20 protein-coding genes and 1 tRNA gene are annotated in these 23,072 nt (G+C 66.9%); 10 read left to right on the forward strand and 11 right to left on the reverse strand.

Features of this window, described 5'->3' with window-relative positions:
• Positions 1 to 13: 13 nt before the first annotated feature.
• On the reverse strand, positions 14 to 799 hold the full coding sequence (locus ACN20X_RS13100; RefSeq protein ID WP_017404430.1) for a MetQ/NlpA family ABC transporter substrate-binding protein: 786 nt from the start codon (positions 797 to 799) through the stop codon (positions 14 to 16).
• 198 nt (positions 800 to 997) lie between these two features.
• On the opposite strand from ACN20X_RS13100, the gene ACN20X_RS13105 reads away from it, so the two are divergent.
• The gene (locus tag ACN20X_RS13105; RefSeq protein ID WP_034363114.1) at positions 998 to 1,216 is read left to right on the forward strand and encodes a DUF3820 family protein; all 219 of its coding nucleotides are present in this window, start codon (positions 998 to 1,000) and stop codon (positions 1,214 to 1,216) included.
• A gap of 40 nt (positions 1,217 to 1,256) precedes the next feature.
• On the opposite strand, the gene ACN20X_RS13110 is transcribed toward ACN20X_RS13105, so the two are convergent.
• Positions 1,257 to 2,597, reverse strand: coding sequence for an aminotransferase-like domain-containing protein (locus ACN20X_RS13110; RefSeq protein ID WP_473210673.1), 1,341 nt, complete (start codon positions 2,595 to 2,597; stop codon positions 1,257 to 1,259).
• 102 nt (positions 2,598 to 2,699) lie between these two features.
• Here ACN20X_RS13110 and ACN20X_RS13115 point away from each other — a divergent pair, with 102 nt between their 5' ends.
• A complete protein-coding gene (locus tag ACN20X_RS13115) occupies positions 2,700 to 3,185 on the forward strand; it encodes a PaaI family thioesterase (RefSeq protein ID WP_012204692.1) in 486 nt (161 codons plus the stop codon).
• Positions 3,186 to 3,248: 63 nt separating this feature from the next.
• Here ACN20X_RS13115 and ACN20X_RS13120 read toward each other — a convergent pair whose 3' ends face one another.
• The 4 genes from ACN20X_RS13120 to mfd all read right to left on the reverse strand — a co-directional run bounded on the left by ACN20X_RS13120 (position 3,249) and on the right by mfd (position 9,111).
• Positions 3,249 to 3,779 carry a hypothetical protein gene (locus ACN20X_RS13120; RefSeq protein ID WP_016453029.1) on the reverse strand — a complete coding sequence of 177 codons (531 nt, stop codon included), beginning with the start codon at positions 3,777 to 3,779 and terminating at the stop codon, positions 3,249 to 3,251.
• Between the two features lie 306 nt (positions 3,780 to 4,085).
• Positions 4,086 to 4,799, reverse strand: coding sequence for a phosphoserine phosphatase SerB (serB, locus tag ACN20X_RS13125; RefSeq protein WP_016445267.1), 714 nt, complete (start codon positions 4,797 to 4,799; stop codon positions 4,086 to 4,088).
• Between the two features lie 135 nt (positions 4,800 to 4,934).
• On the reverse strand, positions 4,935 to 5,600 hold the full coding sequence (locus tag ACN20X_RS13130) for a hypothetical protein (RefSeq protein ID WP_473210674.1): 666 nt from the start codon (positions 5,598 to 5,600) through the stop codon (positions 4,935 to 4,937).
• A gap of 16 nt (positions 5,601 to 5,616) precedes the next feature.
• Positions 5,617 to 9,111, reverse strand: a complete 3,495-nt coding sequence (gene mfd, locus ACN20X_RS13135; RefSeq protein WP_047217664.1) for a transcription-repair coupling factor — start codon at positions 9,109 to 9,111, stop codon at positions 5,617 to 5,619.
• Positions 9,112 to 9,272: 161 nt separating this feature from the next.
• Here mfd and ispD point away from each other — a divergent pair, with 161 nt between their 5' ends.
• Positions 9,273 to 10,103, forward strand: a complete 831-nt coding sequence (ispD, locus tag ACN20X_RS13140; protein ID WP_034363171.1) for a 2-C-methyl-D-erythritol 4-phosphate cytidylyltransferase — start codon at positions 9,273 to 9,275, stop codon at positions 10,101 to 10,103.
• A gap of 16 nt (positions 10,104 to 10,119) precedes the next feature.
• Complete coding sequence (gene ispF / locus ACN20X_RS13145; protein WP_013803157.1) at positions 10,120 to 10,599, forward strand: 2-C-methyl-D-erythritol 2,4-cyclodiphosphate synthase; 480 nt, start codon at positions 10,120 to 10,122, stop codon at positions 10,597 to 10,599.
• A gap of 102 nt (positions 10,600 to 10,701) precedes the next feature.
• On the opposite strand, the gene ACN20X_RS13150 is transcribed toward ispF, so the two are convergent.
• Both ACN20X_RS13150 and ompR read right to left on the reverse strand, forming a co-directional pair.
• Positions 10,702 to 12,204: an ATP-binding protein gene (locus ACN20X_RS13150; RefSeq protein ID WP_012204699.1), complete on the reverse strand. Its 1,503-nt coding sequence runs from the start codon at positions 12,202 to 12,204 to the stop codon at positions 10,702 to 10,704.
• Positions 12,205 to 12,446: 242 nt separating this feature from the next.
• Positions 12,447 to 13,184, reverse strand: coding sequence for an osmolarity response regulator transcription factor OmpR (gene ompR, locus ACN20X_RS13155; protein ID WP_017404718.1), 738 nt, complete (start codon positions 13,182 to 13,184; stop codon positions 12,447 to 12,449).
• A gap of 305 nt (positions 13,185 to 13,489) precedes the next feature.
• On the opposite strand from ompR, the gene ACN20X_RS13160 reads away from it, so the two are divergent.
• Positions 13,490 to 14,236: an SIMPL domain-containing protein gene (locus ACN20X_RS13160; protein WP_034363125.1), complete on the forward strand. Its 747-nt coding sequence runs from the start codon at positions 13,490 to 13,492 to the stop codon at positions 14,234 to 14,236.
• A gap of 73 nt (positions 14,237 to 14,309) precedes the next feature.
• Here ACN20X_RS13160 and ACN20X_RS13165 read toward each other — a convergent pair whose 3' ends face one another.
• Complete coding sequence (locus ACN20X_RS13165) at positions 14,310 to 15,104, reverse strand: 3-hydroxybutyrate dehydrogenase (protein WP_016445272.1); 795 nt, start codon at positions 15,102 to 15,104, stop codon at positions 14,310 to 14,312.
• 69 nt (positions 15,105 to 15,173) lie between these two features.
• Between ACN20X_RS13165 and ACN20X_RS13170 the strand changes: the two genes are divergently transcribed.
• The 3 genes from ACN20X_RS13170 to ACN20X_RS13180 all read left to right on the forward strand — a co-directional run bounded on the left by ACN20X_RS13170 (position 15,174) and on the right by ACN20X_RS13180 (position 18,570).
• Positions 15,174 to 16,181 carry an alpha/beta fold hydrolase gene (locus tag ACN20X_RS13170; RefSeq protein ID WP_473210811.1) on the forward strand — a complete coding sequence of 336 codons (1,008 nt, stop codon included), beginning with the start codon at positions 15,174 to 15,176 and terminating at the stop codon, positions 16,179 to 16,181.
• Complete coding sequence (locus tag ACN20X_RS13175; protein ID WP_016445274.1) at positions 16,178 to 18,427, forward strand: RelA/SpoT family protein; 2,250 nt, start codon at positions 16,178 to 16,180, stop codon at positions 18,425 to 18,427. Before ACN20X_RS13170 ends, ACN20X_RS13175 begins: the two co-directional genes overlap by 4 nt.
• A gap of 66 nt (positions 18,428 to 18,493) precedes the next feature.
• Positions 18,494 to 18,570 (forward strand) — tRNA-Val (locus ACN20X_RS13180).
• A gap of 146 nt (positions 18,571 to 18,716) precedes the next feature.
• On the opposite strand, the gene speG is transcribed toward ACN20X_RS13180, so the two are convergent.
• Positions 18,717 to 19,247 carry a spermidine N1-acetyltransferase gene (gene speG / locus ACN20X_RS13185; protein ID WP_016445275.1) on the reverse strand — a complete coding sequence of 177 codons (531 nt, stop codon included), beginning with the start codon at positions 19,245 to 19,247 and terminating at the stop codon, positions 18,717 to 18,719.
• Between the two features lie 4 nt (positions 19,248 to 19,251).
• Positions 19,252 to 19,932, reverse strand: coding sequence for a TetR/AcrR family transcriptional regulator (locus ACN20X_RS13190; RefSeq protein ID WP_016445276.1), 681 nt, complete (start codon positions 19,930 to 19,932; stop codon positions 19,252 to 19,254).
• 324 nt (positions 19,933 to 20,256) lie between these two features.
• On the opposite strand from ACN20X_RS13190, the gene ACN20X_RS13195 reads away from it, so the two are divergent.
• Entirely contained in the window at positions 20,257 to 21,624 is a 1,368-nt protein-coding gene (locus ACN20X_RS13195) for an NAD(P)-dependent oxidoreductase (protein ID WP_473210675.1), read from the forward strand.
• A 34-nt stretch (positions 21,625 to 21,658) separates the two neighbouring features.
• Positions 21,659 to 22,978, forward strand: a complete 1,320-nt coding sequence (gene preA / locus ACN20X_RS13200; protein WP_013803150.1) for an NAD-dependent dihydropyrimidine dehydrogenase subunit PreA — start codon at positions 21,659 to 21,661, stop codon at positions 22,976 to 22,978.
• The last annotated feature ends 94 nt before the right edge of the window (positions 22,979 to 23,072 follow it).

Below are 23,072 nucleotides of genomic sequence, written 5' to 3' on the forward strand. Positions count from 1 at the left end.
GGCCACCTCGCATTCAGAACGCGGGAACGACGGCGCCCTTGTACTTCTCGACGATGAACTTCTTCACATCAGGCGTGTGCAGTGCGTTCATCAGCTTGGCGATGTTGGGATCGTTGGCGCGGTCCTGGCGCGACACCACGATGTTGGTGTAGGGCGAGTCGGCACCTTCGATGAACAGCGCATCCTTGGTGGGATTGAGCTTGGCCTCGATGGCGTAGTTGGTGTTGATCAGCGCCAGGTCCACATCGCCCAGTGCGCGCGGCAGCAGCGGGGCTTCGAGTTCCTTGAACTTGAGCTTCTTGGGGTTCTTGGCCACATCCAGCGGCGTGGGCGTCAGGCTCTTGGGGTCCTTGAGCTCGATCAGGCCCTGCTTGGCCAGCAGGATCAGGGCGCGGCCGCCGTTGGAGGGGTCGTTGGGGATGGCAATGGTGGCGCCGTCCTTCAGGTCCTTGACGTTCTTGATCTTCTGCGAGTAGCCGCCGAAGGGCTCCACATGGACCTTGCCATTGGGCACGGCCACCAGCGAGGTCTTGCGGTCCTTGTTGTAGCTGTCCAGGTAGGGCTGGTGCTGGAAGAAGTTCACGTCCAGCTGCTTGTCCTCGACGGCCGCATTGGGCTGCACGTAGTCGCTGAATTCCTTGATCTGCAGATCGATGCCCTGGGCCTTCAGCGCGGGCTTGATGTGATTGAGGATTTCTGCATGCGGCACGGCCGTGGCACCGACCTTGAGCACGTCGGCGGCCTGGGCTGTCAGTGCCAGCGTGGCAATCGCGATTGCGGAGAGGGCTTTCTTCAACATGACCGGAGGACTTTCTTCAACGGGTTGCGATAAAACGCCGCCGGCCCGGGAGAACGGCTCCGCGTCGGGCTTGGCGGCAGGCAGGCGCATAGTCTAGTGCTGCGCCAGGGGCCGCGTTGAACATTTTTGATATTTGGTTATAAGGCTGTGGTTTTTTATGCGGATTCTTGCGATGACGCAGCGCGTACCATCGCCGCCATGGACTCCGAAATGCTGCAAAAGCTGGTGCTGGTGCCAATGCCTTATGGCAAGTACAAGGGCCGGCTGATCGCCGATCTTCCCGGCAACTATCTGAACTGGTTCGCACGCGAGGGCTTTCCCAAGGGAGAGCTGGGCCAACTACTGGCGCTGATGCAGGAGCTGGACCACAACGGCCTGTCGCACCTGCTGCAGCCGCTGCGCGACGGGCGGCGCTGAAGCGCAAGGCCCCTGAACCGGGCCCTGGCCCGGCACAGGCTCAGGGCGGAAAGCCTTCCACGGTATCCCGCAACTGAACGAGTACGGCCTCCAGTTGCGGCAGAGGCACTGAACCCAGTCCCAGGCGCAGCGCATGCGGGGCATGGGGAGTCGTTGCGTAGGCGTGGGCCTGCGATACGGCGATGCCGCACTGTGCCAGCGCCTTGGCCGCCCGGTCCATCCGCAGCTCCCCGGGCAGGCGCAGCCAGAGGAAAAGCGAGCAGGGGTGGGCCAGCATCTGCATTCCTGCCAGCGCCTTGCGCGCAATCGCCTGCCGGCGCCGTGCCTCCTGCCGCATGCGTTGTTCCTGCTGCCGCACGGAGCCGCTGGCCATCCAGCGCGTGGCCATGGCCGTGACCAGGCCCGGCATGCTCCAGTGGCTGGCGCGCACCACGGCCTTGACGCGGCCTGCCCATGCCTGGGGCACCACCATGAAGCCGAAGCGCAACCCGCTGGCCACGCTTTTCGAGAGGCTGGAGACGTGAATGCAGCGCTCTGGCGCCAGCGTTGCGAGGGCTGCGGGCGCCTTGCCTGCCAGAAAGGCATAGGCAGCATCCTCGATCAGCAGGCAATCGTGGCGCCTTGCGATCTCCACCAGGCGCTGGCGCTGCGCCAGCGGCATCACCCATCCCAGGGGGTTGTGCAGCGTGGGCATGGCATGGATGGCGCGTATGCGCCGGCGTGCGCACAGCCGCTCCAATGCATCGAGGTCGGGACCCTCGTCAAGGGCAGGGACCGGCTGTAGGTCCAGGTCCTGGAGCTCGGCCAGCATCCTGAAGCCCGGGTAGGTCAGCGCGTCCACGGCCACCGCATCGCCGGGCCGCAGCAGCGCACGCACGGCAATGTCCAGTCCTTGCTGCGCGCCGTTGACCAGGAAGATGCGTTCCGGCTCGGCAGCCAGGCCGCGTTCGCGGGCAAGGAAGTCGGCCACGATGCGCCGCTCGTGCAGCCGGCCGCCGGGCGGCTGCTGGTGCATGAGCGCAGCCAGGTCGCCCGAAGCAGCCAGCTCGCGCAGCATGGAGCGCAACAGCCCGGCCTGCCCCGGCCAGGTGGGATGGTTGAAGGACAGGTCGGCCGTGTCCGAACTCAGGCGGGATTCGTCGCTGCCATCCCATTCGCGCTGCTGCGGCCGATCCCGCACAAAGGTGCCGCGCCCGGTTTCGCCGATGACCAGGCCGAGGGAGGCCAGCCGCGCATACACCTTGCTGGCGGACGCCACGGCCATGCCATGGCGGGCCGCGAGGTCGCGGTGCGTGGGCATCAGCGTGCCGGGGGCGAGCCGGCCGGCGCGGATGTCTTCGGCCAGCCGTTCAGTCAGCAGAGCAACGCGAGAGGCAGCCATGGAGTGTAGTTAGGACAATTTTTTGATTGTTCCAGTCTAGGTCATCACACTGGCGAGACGGGCATTCCCGGGCCTTGCCCTCCCGCTCCAGACAGGAAATCCATGCATCTTCCCAGCACTTATCTCCCCGTGCTCGACTATCTGCAGCGGCAGATCGAAGGGCGGCTTGCCGCAGACGAGGCCACGCACATGCGCTATCCGACCGCGATCTCGCAGATGCTGGGGTTTCGCATAGTGGCCGTCGGCGAAGCCATGGCCGTCGTGGAGTTCGACGCCGATGCGCAGCGCCATGGCAACCAGCAGGGCACGGTCCATGGCGGGATGCTGTGCGAACTGGCCGATGCTGCCATAGGCACGGCGCATTCCACTTTGATGGAGCCAGGCCAGAGTTTCACCAGCATCGACCTGAAGGCGGCCTTCCTGCGCCCGGTCTGGCGCTCCAGGCTGTGCGCGCGGGCGTGGGCCGAGCACCGTGGACGCACGATCAGCCACTACCGCTGTGAAATCGAGCGTGATGATGGCAAGACCGTTGCGAGCATCGCCAGCGCCGTGATGACGCTGCGTGGAGAGCATGCGCAAGGCCGTTGAAGCAGCCGCTGGACAAAACAGAAAGGCCGCGACAGGCGCGGCCTTTTGCAAGGAGCAGGCGGTTTACTTGGCGGCGGCGCGGGCGGCTTCTGCCTTGGCCTTGGCTTCATCGGCCTTGCGCTGCAGCTCGGCTGCCTCGGTTTCGGCGGCCTTGGCCTTGGCTTCGGCCTCCTTGGCGGCAGCGTCCTTTTCAGGGGTCATGGCGCCGGCCAGCGCATTGCCGGCCATGGAGCCGGCAACGGCGCCCACGGCGGCGGCGCCCAGCGTGCCCATCATGCCCGGGCCTGCGGCACCTGCAGTGGCAGGTGCCGCTGCCGGAGCGGCGGCTGCGGCGGGCGCGGCCGGCGTTGCTGGCGTGGCAGGAGCTGCCGGGCTGGCAGGCGTTGCCGCCTTGCTGGCGGTGGGCGCCGCAGGCGCTGCGGGCTGGGCAGGGGCCTTGCCGATCGACGCCGGGCGCACGGACTTGCCGCCGCTGCCCATGCGCTTGGCCTGGGCCAGCGTGGGCACGGTCAGCGAGGCAATGGCCAGGGCGATCACGGAGGCAGTGGTGCGGAACGAAGTCTTCACGAAGGTTTTTCCAATCATGGTGGTCATGTGCACGGTCGGCGCAGGCGGGCCTGCGCCGGTCGGAGCGCCACAGGCCGCCCGTCTGCGGGCAGGCCTGCGGCCTTGGGTGTCACATGGGGATGGGGCAGGAGATTCCAAGCACCGGCATGCGGATACGCCGGTGTGCAGCCTGCTGTTGTAGGAGAGCCACCGGCGCTGAGGCGGTGGCCTATGGGGCTGCATCAAGCATTGTAGAAAAGACCGGGGCCTGCCGGAAAAGCAAGCCCACAAAACATTCTCAGCTATTGATTGCGGAGCAGTGCAGCGGCCTGCGCCAGCCCCCGCCGCCGGTTTTCAGCGCAGCACTTCCAGCAGGCGGTCCAGGCCGCCTTCGGTGATGGAGACCTTGGCCTCGTTGCGCACGCGCGGCTTGGCGTGGTAGGCCACGGACAGGCCTGCGACCTGCATCATGGGAATGTCGTTGCTGCCGTCGCCCACGGCGATGCACTGGTCGGGGCGAATGCCCAGCAGCGAGGCGACTTCCAGCAGCGTGCGGCGCTTTTCGGCGCCGTCGCAGATGTCGCCCCAGGGCTGCTCGATCAGGCCGCCGGTCAGCGCGCCATCGCGCATCTCCAGCACGTTGGCACGCACGAAGTCGATGCCCAGCATGCCGCGCACGTGCTCGGCAAAGTAGGTGAAGCCGCCCGAGACCAGCAGCACCTTCAGGCCCGCAGCCTGGGCTGCGCGCACCAGGGTTTCGGCGCCCGGGGAGAGCTTCAGGCGCTCGGCCAGCACGCGGGCCATGTCGGCCTCGGTCACGCCGACGAGCTTGCCCACGCGCTGGCGCAGGCTGTCCTTGAAGTCGGTGATCTCGCCGCGCATGGTGGCTTCGGTGATGGCCGCGACCTCGGCCTTCTTGCCGGTGGCGTCGGCGATCTCGTCGATGCATTCGATGGTGATCAGCGTCGAGTCCATGTCGAACGCGATGAGCTTGTAGTCGGCCAGCTTCAGTGGCGGCTGGATGCCGCGGATCAGCAGTCCGGGCGCGAATTCGGTGACATCGGTCATGGGTGGGGCAGCAAAAAGGGACGGGCCGCCGGGCTGGCGGGTATCAGGCGCGAATCATATCCAGAGCCAGGGCCGCGCGGCGCAGTCACTTGCCTTGGCACTGCGGCGCGCCACGGCTTGTGCCTGGATGTGCCCTCAGGGCGCGGGTGGGCGGCGCAGGTAGATGGCATCCGACCAGGTGGCCAGCCATTGGGGGCGGAACACCACGAAGATGGCCGTCACCATGCCGGTGACCACGGCATCGCCCCATGCCATGAGCCAGCGCGCAATGCGCGACAGGTCCTCGTTGACACCGGGAAGCGAGTGGCCTGCGGCCTGCGCCAGCAGGGCCGAGATGAAGACGCACAGCACCGTGCCCGCAAAGCCGCGCGCGAGAATGAAGACAAAGATCTGGTGCGGCAGCCAGCGCCGCAGCGCCGCACCCCAGAGCATGGCCAGCGTGGCGGGCACGATGCCCTGCCAGACCGAGATGCCCAGCGCATCTCCCCAGCCCAGGGCCGGCGACAGCAGGGCCGCCAGCCCGCCCACAACGAGCAGCAGCGGCACGGCCAGAGGCCAGCCCAGCATGAGCACCACCAGCGGCGCCGAGGACCACTGCAATTGCAGCGGCATGCGGTGCAGCGTGGGCAGGGCCCAGATCCAGGGCAGCAGCACGAGCACGCCCAGCAGCGGCGTGACCAGGGGCGAGGCCATGCGGTCCAGCGGCCCGCCCGGGCCCGGGCGGCCGGCCAGCATGCGCCAGGGGCGCAGCCACAGCGCGGCGGCCAGGGCCAGCAGGGCGATGCTCGCTTCGAGGAACATGGCTAGGACAACCCTTCTATGCGGGCTGGGCCGCCTTTGCCTCCACCAGCGGCTGGCCCAGGCTGCGCAGCACGTCGCGCACCATCTGGGCGCGGTCCTTGGGATTGTCCAGGGCGCGCTCTATGCGCAGCTTCTCGTTGCCGGCCAGCTTGATGTGCTTGTTCTTCTGGATGAGGTGGATGATGGCCATCGGGTCCACCGGCGGCTGGGGCTTGAAGGTGATGTTGATGACGCCGGGCGCCGCATCGACCTTGACCACGCCGTAGGGCTGGGACAGCACGCGCAGGCGGTGCACGTCGATCAGCGTCTGCGCCTGGGGCGGCAGCTTGCCGAAGCGGTCCACGATTTCTTCGAGCAGGGTGTCGATCTGGTCGCTGGTGCGGGCCGTGGCCAGTTTCTTGTAGAAGGACAGGCGCAGGTGCACATCTCCGCAGTAGTCGCCCGGCAGCAGGGCCGGCGCGTGCAGGTTGATGTCGGTGGAGGCCGACAGCGGGCTGAGCAGATCGGGCTCCTTGCCGGCCTTGAGGCTGCGCACGGCCTCGGACAGCATCTCGTTGTAGAGCTGGAAGCCCACCTCCATCATGTTGCCGCTCTGGTTCTCGCCCAGCACCTCGCCGGCGCCGCGGATCTCCAGGTCGTGCATGGCCAGGTAGAAGCCCGAGCCCAGTTCCTCCATCTGCTGGATGGCCTCCAGCCGCTGCTGGGCCTGCTTGGTCAGGCTGTCCAGGTCGGGCACCATCAGGTAGGCATAGGCCTGGTGGTGGCTGCGGCCCACGCGGCCGCGCAGCTGGTGCAGCTGGGCCAGGCCGAATTTGTCGGCGCGGCTGATGAGGATGGTGTTGGCGCTGGGCACGTCGATGCCCGTCTCGATGATGGTCGAGCACAGCAATATGTTGTAGCGCTGGGCCACGAAGTCGCGCATCACGCGTTCGAGCTCGCGCTCGGGCATCTGGCCGTGGGCCACGGCAATGCGTGCCTCGGGCAGGATTTCCTCGAGCTTTTGCTTGCGGTTCTCGATGGTCTCGACCTCGTTGTGCAGGAAGTAGCACTGGCCGCCGCGCTTGAGCTCGCGCAGCACGGCCTCGCGGATCACGCCCGTACCCTCGTTGCGCACAAAGGTCTTGATGGCCAGGCGCCGCTGGGGCGCGGTGGCGATGACGGACAGGTCGCGCAGGCCTTCCAGCGCCATGCCCATGGTGCGCGGGATGGGCGTGGCCGTCAGCGTGAGCACGTCCACCTCGGCGCGCATGGCCTTCATGGCTTCCTTGTGGCGCACGCCGAAGCGGTGCTCCTCGTCGATGATCAGCAGGCCCAGGTTCTTGAACTGCGTGGACTCGGACAGCAGCTTGTGCGTGCCCACGACGATGTCCACCGAGCCGTCGGCAATGCCCTTGACGGCCGCCGTGATCTCCTTGCCCGAGCGAAAGCGCGAGACTTCGGCCACCTTGATCGGCCACTTGGAGAAGCGGTCCACCAGGGTCTGGTAGTGCTGCTCGGCCAGCAGCGTGGTGGGCGCGAGGAAGGCCACCTGCTTGCCGCCCGTGATGGCCACGAAGGCCGCGCGCAGGGCCACCTCGGTCTTGCCGAAGCCCACGTCGCCGCAGACCAGGCGGTCCATGGGCTGGGGGCTGATCATGTCCTGGATCACGGCGTGGATGGCGGCGCGCTGGTCCGCCGTTTCCTCGAAGCCGAAGTCGTTGGCGAACTGCTCGTAGTCCTGGGGCGAGTAGCGGAAGGCGTGGCCCTGGCGTGCGGCGCGGCGTGCGTAGATGTTCAGCAGCTCGGCCGCGGAGTCGCGCACCTGCTCGGCCGCCTTGCGCTTGGCCTTTTCCCACTGCGTGCCGCCGAGCTTGTGCAGCGGCGCGTCCTCGGGCGAGACGCCGGTGTAGCGGCTGATCAGCTGCAACTGGCTGACGGGCACGTAGAGCACGGCGTTGCCCGCGTACTCCAGGTGCAGGAATTCCTGCACGGCCGGCGTGCCGTCGGGGTTCTTCTGGCCCATGTCCATGTGGACCAGGCCCTGGTAGCGGCCGATGCCGTGGTCCGAGTGCACCACGGGGTCGCCCACCTTGAGTTCGGACAGGTCCTTGATCAGTGCCTCGACATCGCTGACCTGCTCCTGGCGCCTGCGCCTGCGGCCCGTGGGGCTGGTGGCGAACAGCTCGGTCTCGGTGACGAAGTCCAGGCCTTCCTCCACCCAGGCAAAGCCGTTCATCAGCCCGGCCGTGGCAATGCCCACCTTCTCGCCCGCATCGCCCTGGAACTCGGCCAGCGAGTCGAAGACCGGCGGGTTCACGCCCGAGGCGCGGAAGAAGTCCAGCAGGCTTTCTCGGCGGCCATCGGACTCGGCCAGCAGCAGGACGCGGTGGGCGCTGGCGGCAATGTGCCTTTGCAGGCGCGCCAGAGGGTCTTCCGCGCCGCGCACCACGGACAGGTCCTCCAGCTTCTGGAAGATGGCGCTGTCTGCCACGTCCTCGGTGCCTGGGCGCAGCGCGAGCTGGGCGTGCTCCTTGGCGCGCGTGTAGAACTGGTCGGCGGACAGGAACAGCACCTCGGGCGGCAGGGCCGGGCGCTCGGGGTCGCCCTGCACCAGTCGGAAGCGCTCCTTGGTGTCCTGCCAAAAGCGCTGGAAGGCCGGCTCCAGGTCGCCATGCATGACCACGGTGGCATCGGCGCCCAGGTAGTCGAAGACGGTGGCCGTTTCGTCGAAGAACAGCGGCAGGTAGTACTCGATGCCGGCCGTGGCAATGCCCTGGCCCATGTCCTTGTAGATGCGGCTGCGCGTGGGATCGCCCTCCAGCAGCTCGCGCCAGCGCTGGCGGAACTTGGCGCGCGCGTCCTCGTCCATGGGGAACTCGCGGCCGGGCAGCAGGCGCACCTCGGGCACGGGGTAGAGGCTGCGCTGGGTGTCGGGATCGAAGGTGCGGATGGAGTCGATCTCGTCGTCGAACAGGTCCACCCGGTAGGGCTGCAGCGAGCCCATGGGAAACAGGTCGATCAGGCCGCCCCGCACCGCGTACTCTCCATGGCTGACCACCTGGGAGACATGCTGGTAGCCGGCCAGGGTCAGCTGGGCCTTGAGTTTGGCCTCGTCCAGCTTCTGGCCGCTCTTGAACTCGAAGGTGTAGCCGGCCAGGAAGGAGGGCGGCGCCAGCCGGTACAGCGCGGTTGTGGCAGGCACCAGCACCACGTCGGCGCCATGCTCCTTGTCGCGCTGGTTGATGCGCCACAGCGTGGCCAGGCGCTCGCTGATCAGGTCCTGGTGGGGAGAGAAGCTGTCGTAGGGCAGGGTCTCCCAGTCGGGGAACAGCGCGCAGCGCAGGCCCGGGGCGAAGAAGGCCATCTCGTCGATCAGCCGCTGGGCATCCGAGGCGTCGGCCGTGACGATGGCTGTCACCCGGCCTGCCGCCTTCTCGCGCTCGCCCAGGCGGGCCAGCAGCAGGGCGTCGGCGCTGCCCACGGGGCGGGGCAGGGTGAAGCGTTTTCCGGGAGTGAGCTTGGGCAGTTCCATGGTGCTTGGACGTGGGCGCCGCAGCGCCTGGGCGAAGTAACGACAAAACCCCTCGGCACGCGCAGAGGGGTATCGAAGCATTTTAGCCAGCACGCATGGCGGCCATGCAGGCATGCCCGCATGGCCATGGCGGCACATGGCCGTCACTACAATGCGCCACCATGACAGATCTGCTTGCGGCGGCTGCGCCCGCATCCCTGGAGCCGGCCCGCCTGTGGGCCTTGATCCCCTGCGCTGGCACGGGCTCGCGCGCCATCGCGCCCGATGCGCCTGCGCCTGAACTGCCCAAGCAATACCACCTGGTGGCCGGTGCGCCCATGGTGGCGCACACGCTGGCCGCCTTTGCGGGCACAGCGCGTGTGCACCACACGCTGGTGGTGATCGCGCCTGGCGACGACTTCTGGCGCCAGGGCCTGCCGGGCCCGTCGCCCACGCGCTACTCCACGGCGGCATGCGGAGGCGCCACGCGGGCCGAATCCGTGACCAACGGGCTCAAGGAACTGCTGGCGCGCGGTGCGGGCGCGCACGACTGGGTGCTGGTGCACGATGCCGCACGCTGCCTGGTGACGCCCGCGCTCATCGATGCCCTGATCGACGCCTGCGAGCACGATGCCGTGGGCGGCCTGCTGGCGCACAAGCTGCCCGACACGCTCAAGACGGCCGTGGCCGGGCCCAGCGGGGTGCGCGTGGCGGGCACGGTGGACCGCAGCGACAAATGGCTGGCGCAGACGCCGCAGATGTTCCGCATCGCGCCGCTGCTCGATGCGCTGCAGCACGCCGGCTCGGCCGTGACTGACGAGGCCAGCGCCATGGAGGCCGTGGGCCAGCGCCCGCGCCTGGTGCCCGGCGGCGCGCAGAACTTCAAGGTCACCTATCCGGACGATTTCGCGCTGGCCGCCGCCGTGCTGTCGCAGCGCGAGCGCAGCACCACGCTGGAGCGATACCGGGGCCAGCGCGACCATCCGCAGGCGTCGGGCAATCCATTTTTCTGAACCTGGAATGTTTCACATGAATTTTCGTATTGGCGAGGGCTGGGACGTGCATGCCCTGGTGCCCGGGCGCAAGCTGATCCTGGGCGGCATCGAGGTGCCGCACGAACTGGGGCTGCTGGGCCATTCCGATGCCGACGTGCTGCTGCACGCCATCACCGACGCGCTGCTGGGCGGCGCGGCGCTGGGCGACATCGGCCGGCATTTCCCCGACACCGACCCCGAATTCCGTGGCGCCGATTCGCTGGTGCTGCTGGTGGAAGCGGCGCGCCGCGTGCGCGCCACGGGGCTGGAGATTGGCAACATCGACAGCACCATCATTGCCCAGGCCCCCAAGCTGGCGCCGCACATTCCCGCCATGCGCGAGCGCATCGCCACGGCGCTGGGGCTGGCGCTGGACCAGGTCAACGTCAAGGCCAAGACGGCCGAAAAGCTCGGACCCGTGGGCCAGCAGCAGGCCATGGAGGCGCGCGCCGCCGCCTTGCTGTTCCGCGCCTGACCAGCGGGGTGCCATCCCCATGCAAAAGGCCCCGGCGATCGGTCAACGATCGCCGGGGCCTTTGTATCTGCCGAACGTATCTGCCGAACGCGCGCTGCGGGCTCAGTCCTCGCCGTCCAGGGCGCCGTCCTGCGCACGCGGGGGCAGCTGGCGCTTGATCTGCGGGCGCTGCAGACGCTGCTCGGGCTCGGCACCCTTGGCCACGCCCGAGGCACGCTGCAACTGCACATGGGCAACCAGCCCGCCCGTGGAGGAGTTGGACAGCGCAAACACGCCGCCCATGCGCTGCACCGTCTTGTCCACGATGGACAGGCCCAGGCCCGCGCCCGCTGCGGCCGTGCGCGCGGAGTCGCCACGGAAGAAGGGCTGGGTCAGGCTGGCGAGCTGCTCGGGCGGCACGCCACGGCCATGGTCGCGGATGCGGATCACCACCCAGCTTTCGCGTTCCGATGCCGTCACATCCACGTGGGTGGTTTCGGTCTCGGGCGTCTTGCCGTAGCGGCGTGCGTTCTCGAACAGGTTGGAGATCACGCGGGCCAGTTCCACCTCGTCGGCCAGCACATAGACGCCTTCGGGCACGGCCATGCTGATCTGCAGCTCGCGGTGGTCCTGCACCGCATAGACGCAGGAGGACACCACGGCATGCAGGTTCACCGGGTTGAGGGTGACATGGTCGGGGCGGGCGTAGTCCAGGAATTTGTCGATGGTGGCGTCCAGCTGCACGATGTCGGCCACCATGTGCTCGCGCGCCACGTCGTCCACCACGCTCATCTCGGTCTCCAGCCGCAGGCGGGCCAGCGGCGTGCGCAGGTCGTGGGAGATGCCAGCCAGCATCACCGCACGGTCCTGCTCCAGCTGGGCCAGTTTCTGCGCCATGCGGTTGAAGCCGATGTTGACCTCGCGGATCTCGCTGGTGACGGCTTCCTCGTCCAGCTGGCTGGCGTCGAAGTCGCCATCTCGCACGCGGTTGGCCGCATAGCTCAACTGCTTGAGTGGCCGGTTGATCAGGCGCGCGATGGCCGCCGCCCCCGCCAGGGACAGCAGGCCGGCCGTGATCAGCCAGATCAGCCAGGTGCGCCCGCTGGCCGGCGTGAAGCGCGAGCGGTCCATCAGCAGCCAGGTGCGGTCGCCATTGATGGTGAAGCCCACCCACAGCCCCGGTTCGCCATTGACGCTGCGCGCCACGATGGTGCCGTAGCCCAGGCGGCGCGTGAGCTCCTCGGTCAGGCGCTTGCCCAGCGTGCTCTGGTCCAGCAGCTCGAAGCTGTCGCCAGGCTCGCGCGGCAGAATGCGCACGCCTTCCTGGTCGGCCATGGTCTTGATCAGCGAGACGCGGTTGATGGCATCCGAATGCACCAGGGCCGCGCGGCTGAGGTTGACCAGCGAGGCGATCTGCTGGGCGGTGTGCAGCGTGCGCGGCTCGAATTCGAAGGCGCGCAGCGTCTGCAGCCACGCCAGGATGCTGCCCACCAGCAGCAGGGCCAGCAGGCAGAAGGTACGCCAGAAAAGATTGAGTCCCAGCGGAGAGCGCGCAGTCATGCGCCGCTCGTAGTCGAGCGGCGCAGGGCTGGTGGCGTCATGGGGCGGGACGGTGAAGGAACTCATGGAAGCGGTTCGTCATTCTAGGGGCCGGCTGCGAGATTACGCCTGTGCCGGCCAGCCTGCGTTACCGGTTGTCTCGGTCGACAGGGTGAGGTTTTGGCGCTGCGCATTGTCAACGGCACATAAAACGTTACGGCCCCAACCCAGGGACGCCGAGCAAGAGCCGCCTCGCGGCGAGGGCGTCGTCCCCCTCCCGCGGAGCGAGAGAGGGGGAAGGCGCGCAGCGCCTCAGGGGGTGATGCATTTCAGTTCGCGCCGTCCGGTACGAACACATAGCCGACGCCCCAGACCGTCTGGATATAGCGCGGAGCGGCGGCATCTTCCTCGATCAGCTTGCGCAGGCGCGAGACCTGCACGTCCAGGCTGCGGTCGAAGGGCTCGAATTCGCGGCCGCGCGCCAGCAGGGCCAGCTTCTCGCGCGACAGCGGCTGGCGCGGGTGGCGCACCAGGGCCTTGAGCATGGCGAATTCGCCCGTGGTCAGCGGCAGTTCCTCGCCGTTCTTTTGCAGCACGCGCGTGCCCAGGTCGAAGGTGAAGGGGCCGAAGCTCACCACCTCGTTGTCGCCGGAAGGCGCGCCCGGCGCTTCCTGCGGCGGGCGGCGGCGCAGCACGGCATGGATGCGGGCCAGCAGTTCGCGCGGGTTGAAGGGCTTGCCCAGGTAGTCGTCGGCGCCCACTTCCAGGCCCACGATGCGGTCCACATCCTCGCCCTTGGCGGTCAGCATGATGATGGGCGTGCGGTCGTTGGCCGAGCGCAGGCGGCGGCAGATGGACAGGCCATCTTCGCCGGGCATCATCAGGTCAAGCACGATCAGGTCCACCGTTTCGCGCAGCAGGATGCGGTTCAGCGCCTTGCCATCTTCGGCAATCATGATCTCGAAGCCTTCCTGCGTCAGGTAGCGGCGCAGCAGGTCGCGGATGCGCGCATCGTCATCCACCACCAGGATCTTGTCGGTGCGGTTGGTCGTAGTGGCCATGTTCATCCTCGGTCGGTCATTTGTAACAGCCGCCATTGTTACCAGCTTGCGCCGAAAAGTCTGGACAAACCCCCGAAATATTGCCGTGTGTTACAGATGTTGCGTTTAAATTTAGAACGGAAAATGTGTCTTTAGAATATTTAACTATGGGTTTTCCATGCTGATGCATTTATCGTTGCAATAATGTTGTCAATGAAGGAGCCGGCAGGCCTGCTTGGCTCCACACCTGTCACCATCTGGCGGCATGCCGTAGCGAAAGGGCGGCATGCAGTTGTATCCCTGAACTACCTTTCATTTCAAAGGGTGAACGCATGAGCAAGCTTTCCAAACAGCTGTCCCGCCCCTGGGTCAAGTCCGTGGTCGCGGCCACTGCGCTGGCCTGTGCCAGCGGTGCCTGGGCGCAGAACGCCGCCACGGCGCCGGCACAGCCTGCCAACGTGGTGCAGTTGTCTGCAGAAGGCTCGGTGGACGTGGTGCAGGACCTGCTGACCGCCACCTTGTCGGCCACGCGCGAAGGGCGTGATGCCGCCACGGTCCAGTCCCAGCTGCAGAAGGTGGTCGAGGCCGCCATGGCCGTGACCAAGCGCAGCGCCCAGCCGGGCCAGATGGATGTGAGCACCGGCAGCTTCGGCATCTATCCGCGCTATGGCAAGGACAACAAGGTGGAAGGCTGGCAGGGCCGCGCCGAGATTCTTCTGCAGGGCCGCGACTTCGCGCGCATCACGCAGACGGCGGCCCAGGTGCAGGACATGACGCTGTCGCAAGTGGGCTTCGGCCTGTCGCGCGAGGCCCGTGAAAAGGTCGAAGGCGAGGCCCAGGCCAAGGCCATCGAACAGTTCAAGCAGCGTGCCACCACGCTGTCCAAGAGCTTCGGCTTTGCCAACTACAGCCTGCGCGAGGTCAACGTGAGCAGCAGCGATACCTCGGTGCCCATGCCGCGTCCGCGCATGATGGCCATGTCCGCCAAGGCCGCCGGCGCGGAAATGGATGCCGTGTCCGTGGAAGCGGGCAAGGCGCAGGTGATGGTCCACGTGTCGGGCTCGGTGCAGATGTACTGAGCAGGCGTGGGCCGCCCATGAAAAAAGGAGCGCCGTGGCGCTCCTTTTTTGACGTGAACCGGTGCTGGCGCGCTTACTGCGCCGCCCAGCCGCCATCCATGTTCCAGGCCACGCCGCGCACATTGGCTGCGGCGGGCGAGCAGAAGAACACCGCCAGTTCGCCCAGTTCCTCGGGCGTGGTGAACTGCATGGAGGGCTCTTTCTCGCCCAGCAGCAGCTTCTTGGCTTCTTCGTTGCTGATGCCGTGCTGCTCGGCCTTGGCGTCCACCTGCTTTTGCACCAGTGGCGTCAGCACCCAGCCGGGGCAGATGGCGTTGCAGGTGATGCCGGAGGTGGCGTTCTCCAGCGCCGTGACCTTGGTCAGCCCGACAATGCCGTGCTTGGCCGCCACGTAGGCAGACTTCTGCGCCGAACCCACCAGGCCGTGCACCGAGGCCACGTTGATGATCCGGCCCCAGCCCTTGCCGCCATCGGCCGCCTGCATCATGGGCAGGACCAGGCGCGAGGTGTGGAAGGCGCTGGACAGGTTGATGGCGATGATGGCGTCCCAGCGCTCGGGCGGGAAGTCTTCCACGCGCGCCACGTGCTGGATGCCGGCATTGTTCACGAGGATGTCGATCTGGCCGAAATTGCGCACGCTGTACTGGACCATGTCCTCGATGTCCGCCACGCGGCTCATGTCGGCGCCGTGATAGGCGACCTGGGCGCCGGCGGCCTGGCCTGCGGCCAGCACTTCGGCACGGGGGCCGTCCACATCGCCGAAACCGTTGAGCACGATATTGGCGCCCTGGCGGGCCAGCGCCTTCGCGATCCCGAGGCCGATGCCGCTGGTCGAGCCGGTCACGAGGGCGGTCTTGCCTTTCAACATAGAGAGTCTCCGAATGAATGTACGATGCAACACAGCCATTATCGGCGCCGGCTCCGCGAATGCGTTTCCATGAATCATCCTACGCTGAACTACGTATCCTGCCCGGGGGTTGCCGGGCGTGCCTCACCCTGGAGCCGTACTGCCAGCCCGGCTGCTCAAGAGAATGCTTCGCACCGCATGGCTTATTGGGAATGGAATCGCACCGGCGATCCGCACCATCCCCATGTCGTGGTCTGCGTGCACGGCCTTTCGCGCCAGGGGCGTGACTTCGACGCGTTGGCCGAGCGGCTCAGCGAACGTGCCCGCGTGATCTGCCCCGATGTGGTCGGGCGTGGCGAAAGCGACTGGCTGCAGGATCCGACCGCCTACCAGGTGCCTCTTTACGCAGCCGACATGCTGGCCTTGCTGGCCCAGGTGCATGCGCAGGCGCCTGTCGAACAATTGGATTGGGTGGGCACCAGCATGGGCGGGCTGATCGGCATGGCGCTTGCGGGCCAGCCGGGGCTGCAGCTGCCGGCGCCCATCCGCAGGCTGGTGCTCAACGATGTGGGGCCTGTCATCGAGTGGTCTGCCCTGGAGCGCATAGGGCAGTACCTGGGCAAGGGCGCGCATTTTGAAAATCTTGAGCAGGCAGCCCATGCGCTGCTCTTGATTTCCGAAGGCTTCGGCCCACATAGCGAAGGGCAATGGTTGCGATTGACGCGACCTATGATGCGGCCGGCCGCCGATGGCGGCCTTGTCCTGCACTATGACCCTCAGATTGCGGTGCCCCTGCAGCACATGACGCGCGAGATGGCCCAGGCCGGCGAAGCGCTGCTGTGGCAGCTGTATGACCAGATCAAGGCACGCGTCTTGCTAGTTCGTGGTGCGCAGTCCGATCTGCTGACGGCGGCCACGGCACAGGCCATGGCGCAGCGAGGGCCGAAGGCGCATTGCGTGGAATTTGAAGGGGTGGGGCATGCGCCCACCTTCGTCGCGGCAGGGCAGGTGGCCTTGCTGTGCCGGTTCTTATGGGGAGAAGAGCGCTTGCCAAGCACCATGAATCTTGCCGAGCAGGCCAGGGAGAGTGACGAATGAAGACTGCCAGCAGCGAGGCCGCCGTGCAGGCGCCTTCGCCCGGCGCAGCCGCGCCGGGCCAGGTGCCGTCGGTGCTGCCGCACCTGATCACGGCCACGTCGCAGACCCTGCCCGAACAGGTCAACGCGCTGGCGCGCGCGCGCAGCTTTGCCGAGCCGCTGATCGCCACCGAGACTATGGAGTCCGGTGAGAACACCATGGCCCATGCCGATGCGGTGGCTGCCATCCTCAAGACCATCGGCGGCTCCGAAACCATGCAGGCGGCGATCTATCTGGTGCATGCCAGCGTGCACCTCAATCGCCCGCAGGAAGTGATCGCCAAGGCCTTTGGCGAGAATTTCGCCACCCTGGCCGTGGAAACCAACAAGCTCATGCGCGTGCAGGAGCAGGCGCGCGGCGCCGAGCTGGGCGGCCAGTACCTGGACGATGAGGCCACGCAGACCGAGAACGTGCGCAAGATGCTGCTGGGTTTCTCGCGCGACCTGCGCGTGGTGCTGCTGCGGCTGGCGTCGCGCCTGCAGACGCTGCGCTATTACGCAGCCAGCAAGCGCCCGGTCTCGCCCGGCATTGCGCGCGAGGCGCTGACGGTGTTTGCGCCGCTGGCCAACCGGCTGGGCATCTGGCAGATCAAGTGGGAGCTGGAGGATCTGTCCCTGCGCTTCCTGGAGCCCGAGACCTACCGCGAAGTGGCCCGCCTGCTCGATGAAAAGCGCGTGGAGCGTGAAGCCTATATGGAGCAGATGCGCGCACGGCTGGAGGCCGACCTGCGCGCGCACAGCATCAGCGCCACCGTGCAAGGCAGGCCCAAGCACATCTACAGCATCGTCAAGAAGATGCGAGGCAAGTCGCTGAACTTCGACCAGGTCTTCGACATCCGCGCCATGCGTGTCGTCGTGCCCACGATCAAGGACTGCTACGCCACCCTGTCCTGGGTGCATGAGCAGTTCACGCCCATCGAGGCGGAATTCGACGACTACATCGCCAAGCCCAAGCCCAACGGCTACCAGTCGCTGCACACCGTGGTGCGCGACGAGACGGGCCGCGCCATCGAGATCCAGATCCGCACCCAGGCCATGCACGACCATGCCGAGCACGGCGTGGCCGCCCACTGGGCCTACAAGGAGGCGGGCACCAAGGGATACGCGGGTGTCACGGCCAGCAGCGAGTACGACGCCAAGATCGCCGTGCTGCGCCAGTTGCTGGCCTGGGGCAGCGACCTGGCGGGCGCCCACCATCGGGGCCTGTTCGAGGACCGCATCTACGTGCTCACTCCCGATGCGGCCGTCATCGAGCTGCCGCAGGGCGCGACGCCCGTGGATTTCGCCTATTCGGTGCACACCAGCCTGGGGCACCGCTGCCGCGGCGCGCGCGTGGACGGCGCCATGGTGCCGCTGAACACGCCGCTGCAAAACGGCCAGACCGTGGAGATCACCACGGTCAAGGAGGGGCGCCCCTCGCGCGACTGGCTCAACGCCGACCTCGGCTACCTGACCAGCAACCGTGCCAAGGCCAAGGTGCGTGCCTGGTTCAATGCCCAGGCCACGCACGAGACCGTGGCGCGCGGCCGCGAGGCGGTCGAGAAACTGCTGCAGCGCGAGGGCAAGACGGCCGTCAAGCTGGAGGAGCTGGCCGTTCAGCTCGGCTTCAAATCGGCCGATGCCTTGTTCGAAGTCGTCGGCAAGGATGAATACTCGCTGCGCAACATCGAGACCGTGCTGCGACCGGCCGAGGCGGAGGAGGAAGTCGAGGAATTCTCCCCGGTGCGCAAGGCACGCGGCACGGACTCGCCCAAGGGCGGCGTGCTGGTCGTGGGCGTGGATTCGCTGATGACGCAGCTGGCCAAGTGCTGCAAGCCTGCGCCGCCGGACGACATCCGGGGCTTTGTCACGCGCGGCAAGGGCGTGAGCGTGCACCGCTGCGACTGCTCCAACTTCCGTGAAATGGCAGCGCGCAATTCCGAGCGCGTGATTGACGTGGCCTGGGGCCAGCCCAAGGCGGCGGCCGTGGCCTCGGCCGTCTACCCGGTCGATGTGTCCGTGGAAGCGGCCGACCGGCAGGGCCTGCTGCGCGATATCTCCGAAGTCTTTGCGCGGGAGAAGACCAATGTCATCGGCGTGCAGACCCAATCCGTCAAGGGAACGGCCTGGATGACCTTCACCGTGGAAGTGGCCGATTCCGGTCGCCTCAACAAGGTGCTGGGCATTGTGGCAGCCGTGGCGGGCGTGCGTTCGGCACGGCGGCGCTGAGCCTGTTCGGGCATTTTTCCGGAGCCCTGGAAAACCCGTGCTAGAATCGCTTTCTCGAACAAACACAGGCGCGTAGCTCAGCTGGTTAGAGCACCACCTTGACATGGTGGGGGTCGTTGGTTCGAGTCCAATCGCGCCTACCAATTTTCCATTGCCAGATGGAATGCAAAAAGCCTTCTGATCACTCAGAAGGCTTTTTTGTTTGGTTTTTTTGTTTGTGCGCCCGCCAACGATGGGGAGACTTGCCGGTCAAGGAGGCGGGCAGGGCCCGCGCTCCTCTGTCAGGAGGTCAGGTGCCGACTCCGGCCTGTGCCTGCAGGTAGTCGTTTTGCAGCAGGTACATGCGGATGGCGTTGCGGTACTGGCCGTTGGCGAAGAACTCGTCGATCAGCACGCCTTCCTGCACGAAGCCTATGCGCGCGTAGATGTGGATGGCCTTCTCGTTCTCCTGGTCCACATGGAGAAAGATCTTGTGCAGGTTGAGCGTCTTGAAGCCATAGTCCAGCGCCAGCCGCGTTGCCTGGGCTGCGATGCCCTGGCCCTGCTGCTCGGGGGCGATGATGATCTGGAATTCGGCGCGCCGGTGGATCAGGTCGATCTCCACCAGCTCGACGAGACCGGCGCGATCGCCCTGGTGCTCGACGATGAAGCGGCGCTCGGTCTGGTCGTGCACGTGGGCGTCGTAGAGTGCGGAAAGCTCGTCGAAGGTCTCGTAAGGCTCCTCGAACCAGTAGCGCATGATGGCGGCATTGTTGTTGAGCAGATGCACGGAGCGCAGATCTTCGCGCTCCAGGGGTCTCAGGCGGATGCTGTGATTCATGCGCTCATTGTGCGAGAGCCGCGGTATCCGGCTGCAGGCCACGGATTACCAGCCGGTAGATCAGGTCGGCCGCCGTGTCGTAGTCGTCGGCGGTCAGTTCCGGCCGGCCCAGCAGCAGCGCGAACTGGGCCTGCTGGTCGGCGTAGGCCTGGGTCACGGACCAGAGGATGAACATCAGGTGGGTGAAATCCACGCGGGCAATCTTGCCCTGCGCCACCCAGCGCTCGAAGGCCTGCACGTCGGCTGCCAGCGCCGGGCCTACCTGGCTCGATATGGCCTGCCCGAAGCGGGGCGCGCCGGCCATCACCTCGCGCGTGAAGACACGGGAGCCATGGGGCCGCTCGCGCGAGGACTGCAGCTTGGCCCGGATGTAGATGCGCAGGGCCTCCGCCGGGTCGTCGCCGCGCAGCAGGTCGGACATGCCGGCCAGCCACTGCGTCAGCACATCGCCCAGCACGCGCAGATACAGCTCCTCCTTGCTGGCGAAGTAGTACAGCAGGTTGTGGCGGCTGAGGCCGGCGTCGTGCGCGATCAGTTCCAGCGATGCGCCTTCGAAGCCGTATTGCGCAAAGTGCAGTTCGGCCGTCTGCAGGATGTTCAGCTCCTTGCGCAGCCGTGCAGCGGTGGGCTTGCGCGTGGCCGATCGGGCCTGGGGGGAGGGCGCATTGTCAGAAAGGGTTGCCATTGCGCAGATGGTAAGTGGAGATAAGTGGCGCCATTTTGGTGCGATTGTCTGGCATCTTTCTTGCTGACGACTTTCTGGGTGATTTTACTGATTGGTAAATTTTTTCACCCGCGTAAATTCCGTTCCACCCCCAGTGCGCCCGACAAGAGGCGTCACTTGCACATGCGAGGACCACGATGAAACCTCCGAAGACTGTGTTGCTGGATCCGGGGCCTTGCAGGAGTTCCTCCTGCGGGCCGCCTTGCGTTGTCCGAGATGGCCCGGCATGGCCCTGCATGCCGTGTCCCCCTTCACGCCCTCAATCCTGACTCTGGAGGATGCACCATGGATAGCCCCGCGCAACGCGCCTGCGGCATTGCCGCCGGCCGCCTGAACCTGGCCGACTACGCGGCCAATTTCTCCGACGCCCACCCCCCGCTGAACCGCGCCCAGGCCCTGATCGAGGCCGAGCGCTGCTACTACTGCTATGACGCGCCTTGCACCACGGCCTGCCCCACCAGCATCGATGTGCCGGCCTTCATCGCCCGCATCGCCCAGGACAACGTCCGTGGCGCGGCGCGCGAGATCCTGACGGCCAACCCGCTGGGTGGCATGTGCTCCCGTGTCTGCCCCACGGAGCAACTGTGCGAGCAGGCCTGCGTGCGCAACACCCAGGAAGACAAGCCGGTCGAAATTGGTGCACTGCAACGCTATGCGACCGATGCCTTCATGGCCTCCGGTGGTGCACCGCTGTTCCAGCGTGCCGCCGCCACGGGCAGGAAGGTGGCCGTGGTCGGAGCTGGCCCTGCCGGCCTGACCTGCGCGCACCAATTGGCGCTGCAGGGCCACGAGGTGGTGCTGTTCGATGCCCGGCCCAAGCTGGGCGGGCTCAATGAATACGGCCTGGCCAGCTACAAGACCCCCGGTGATTTTGCGCAAAAGGAAATCGACTGGCTGCTGTCCGTGGGCGGGATCACGCCGCGCAACAACCAGCGGCTGGGGCGAGATTTCACGCTGGATTCGCTGCTGGCAGAGCATGACGCCGTATTCCTCGGCCTGGGCCTGGCGGGCGTCAATGCGTTGGGCGCGGCCGAGCCGCAGGCCGAAGGCTTGCGCAATGCGGTGGACTTCATTGCCGACATCCGCCAGGCGGCCGACAAATCCACGGTGCCGGTGGGCCGGCGCGTGGTGGTGATCGGCGGCGGCATGACGGCGGTGGATGCGTCCGTGCAGGCCCGGCTGCTGGGCGCCGACGAGGTCACCATGTTCTACCGCCGGGGCAAGGATGCGCTGTCCGCCTCCTGGGTGGAGCAGGAATGGGCGCAGACCCATGGCGTCAACATGCGGCTGTGGGCCGCGCCCCAGGAGATCCTGGTGCAGGACGGCAAGGTCTGCGGCGTGCGCATGGCCTGCACCCGCATGGAGGGCGACAGGCTGCAGGTGACGCAGGAGGTGTTCGACGTGCCGGCCGACATGGTGCTCAAGGCCATTGGCCAGACCTATGTCGCCACGCCGGCGGGCGCGGCCATTGCCTTGCGTGACGGCCGCATCGACACCGACGACGAAGGCCGCACCAGCGTGCCGCGCGTGTGGGCCGGCGGCGACTGCCGCGCCGGTGGCCAGGACCTGACCGTGCAGGCGGTGGAGCACGGCAAGGTCGCCGCGCGGGCCATGCACCAGGCGCTGACCAGCGCCGTGGCGGCCGGGGTTTGAGCGGCTGTGCCCGCGCTTTTCAAGGAGCATCGACATGGCAGACATCAGCAGCCGCTTTCTGGGCATTTCCAGCCCCAATCCGTTCTGGCTGGCCTCGGCACCGCCCACGGACAAGGAGATCAACGTCACCCGCGCATTCGAGGCCGGCTGGGGCGGCGTGGTGTGGAAGACGCTGGGCGAGGACCCGCATGTGGTCAACGTGAACGGGCCGCGCTACTCCACCCTCATGGCGCAGGACCGGCGCGTGATGGGCCTGAACAACATCGAGCTGATCACCGACCGGCCGCTGCGCACCAACCTGGAGGAAATGACCCGCGTGAAAAAGGCCTGGCCTGACCGCGCGCTGATCGCCTCGCTGATGGTGCCCTGCGTGGAGGAAAGCTGGAAGCGCATCCTGCCCATGGTGGAGGATACCGGCGCCGACGGGCTGGAGCTGAACTTCGGCTGCCCGCACGGCATGAGCGAGCGCGGCATGGGTGCGGCCGTGGGCCAGGTGCCCGAGTACATCCAGATGGTCACGCAGTGGTGCAAGCAGTACAGCCGGCTGCCGGTGATCGTGAAGCTCACGCCCAACATCACCGACGTGCGCTTTCCCGCGCGGGCGGCCAAGGCTGGCGGGGCGGATGCGGTGTCCCTGATCAACACCATCAACTCGCTGATGGGCGTGAACCTGGACACCCTGGTCATGCACCCCAGCACCGACGGCCAGGGCTCGCACGGCGGCTACTGCGGCCCGGCCGTGAAGCCCATCGCCCAGAACATGGTGGCCGAGATCGCGCGCGATCCGCAGACGGCGGGCCTGCCCATCTCGGGGATCGGCGGCATCACCACCTGGAAGGACGCGGCCGAATACATCGCGCTGGGATGCGGCAATGTCCAGGTGTGCACGGCGGCCATGGTCTACGGCTTTCGCATCGTGCAGGACATGTGCGACGGGCTGTCCAACTACATGGACGCGCACGGCTTTGCTCGCATCGAGGACTTCCAGGGCCGGGCCGTGCCCACGGTCAGGGACTGGAAGGACCTCAACCTCAACCACATCGACAAGGCCGTCATCAACCAGGACAGCTGCATCCAGTGCGGGCGCTGCCACGTGGCCTGCGAGGACACCTCCCACCAGGCCATCACTTTCAGCAAGGAGGGCGGTGTGCGCCGCTTCGAGGTGGATGACACCGAATGCGTGGGCTGCAACCTGTGCGTGTCCATCTGCCCCGTGCCCGAGTGCATCACCATGCGCAGCCTGCAGCCGGGCGAGGTGGACCCTCGCACCGGCCAGACGGTCACCGGGGAGTATGCGAACTGGACCACGCACCCGAACAACCCCATGCGCCAGGCCGTGACGGCGCAGGGCTAGAGGGGGCATTGCGGCAGGTCGGCGCACGGCCCGCATCCGGGCCGACCTGGCACGAAATGCGCTTGATGGAAAAAGTCAGACCCTGGATCAGCAA

This window comes from Delftia sp. PX-1 (assembly GCF_055797465.1).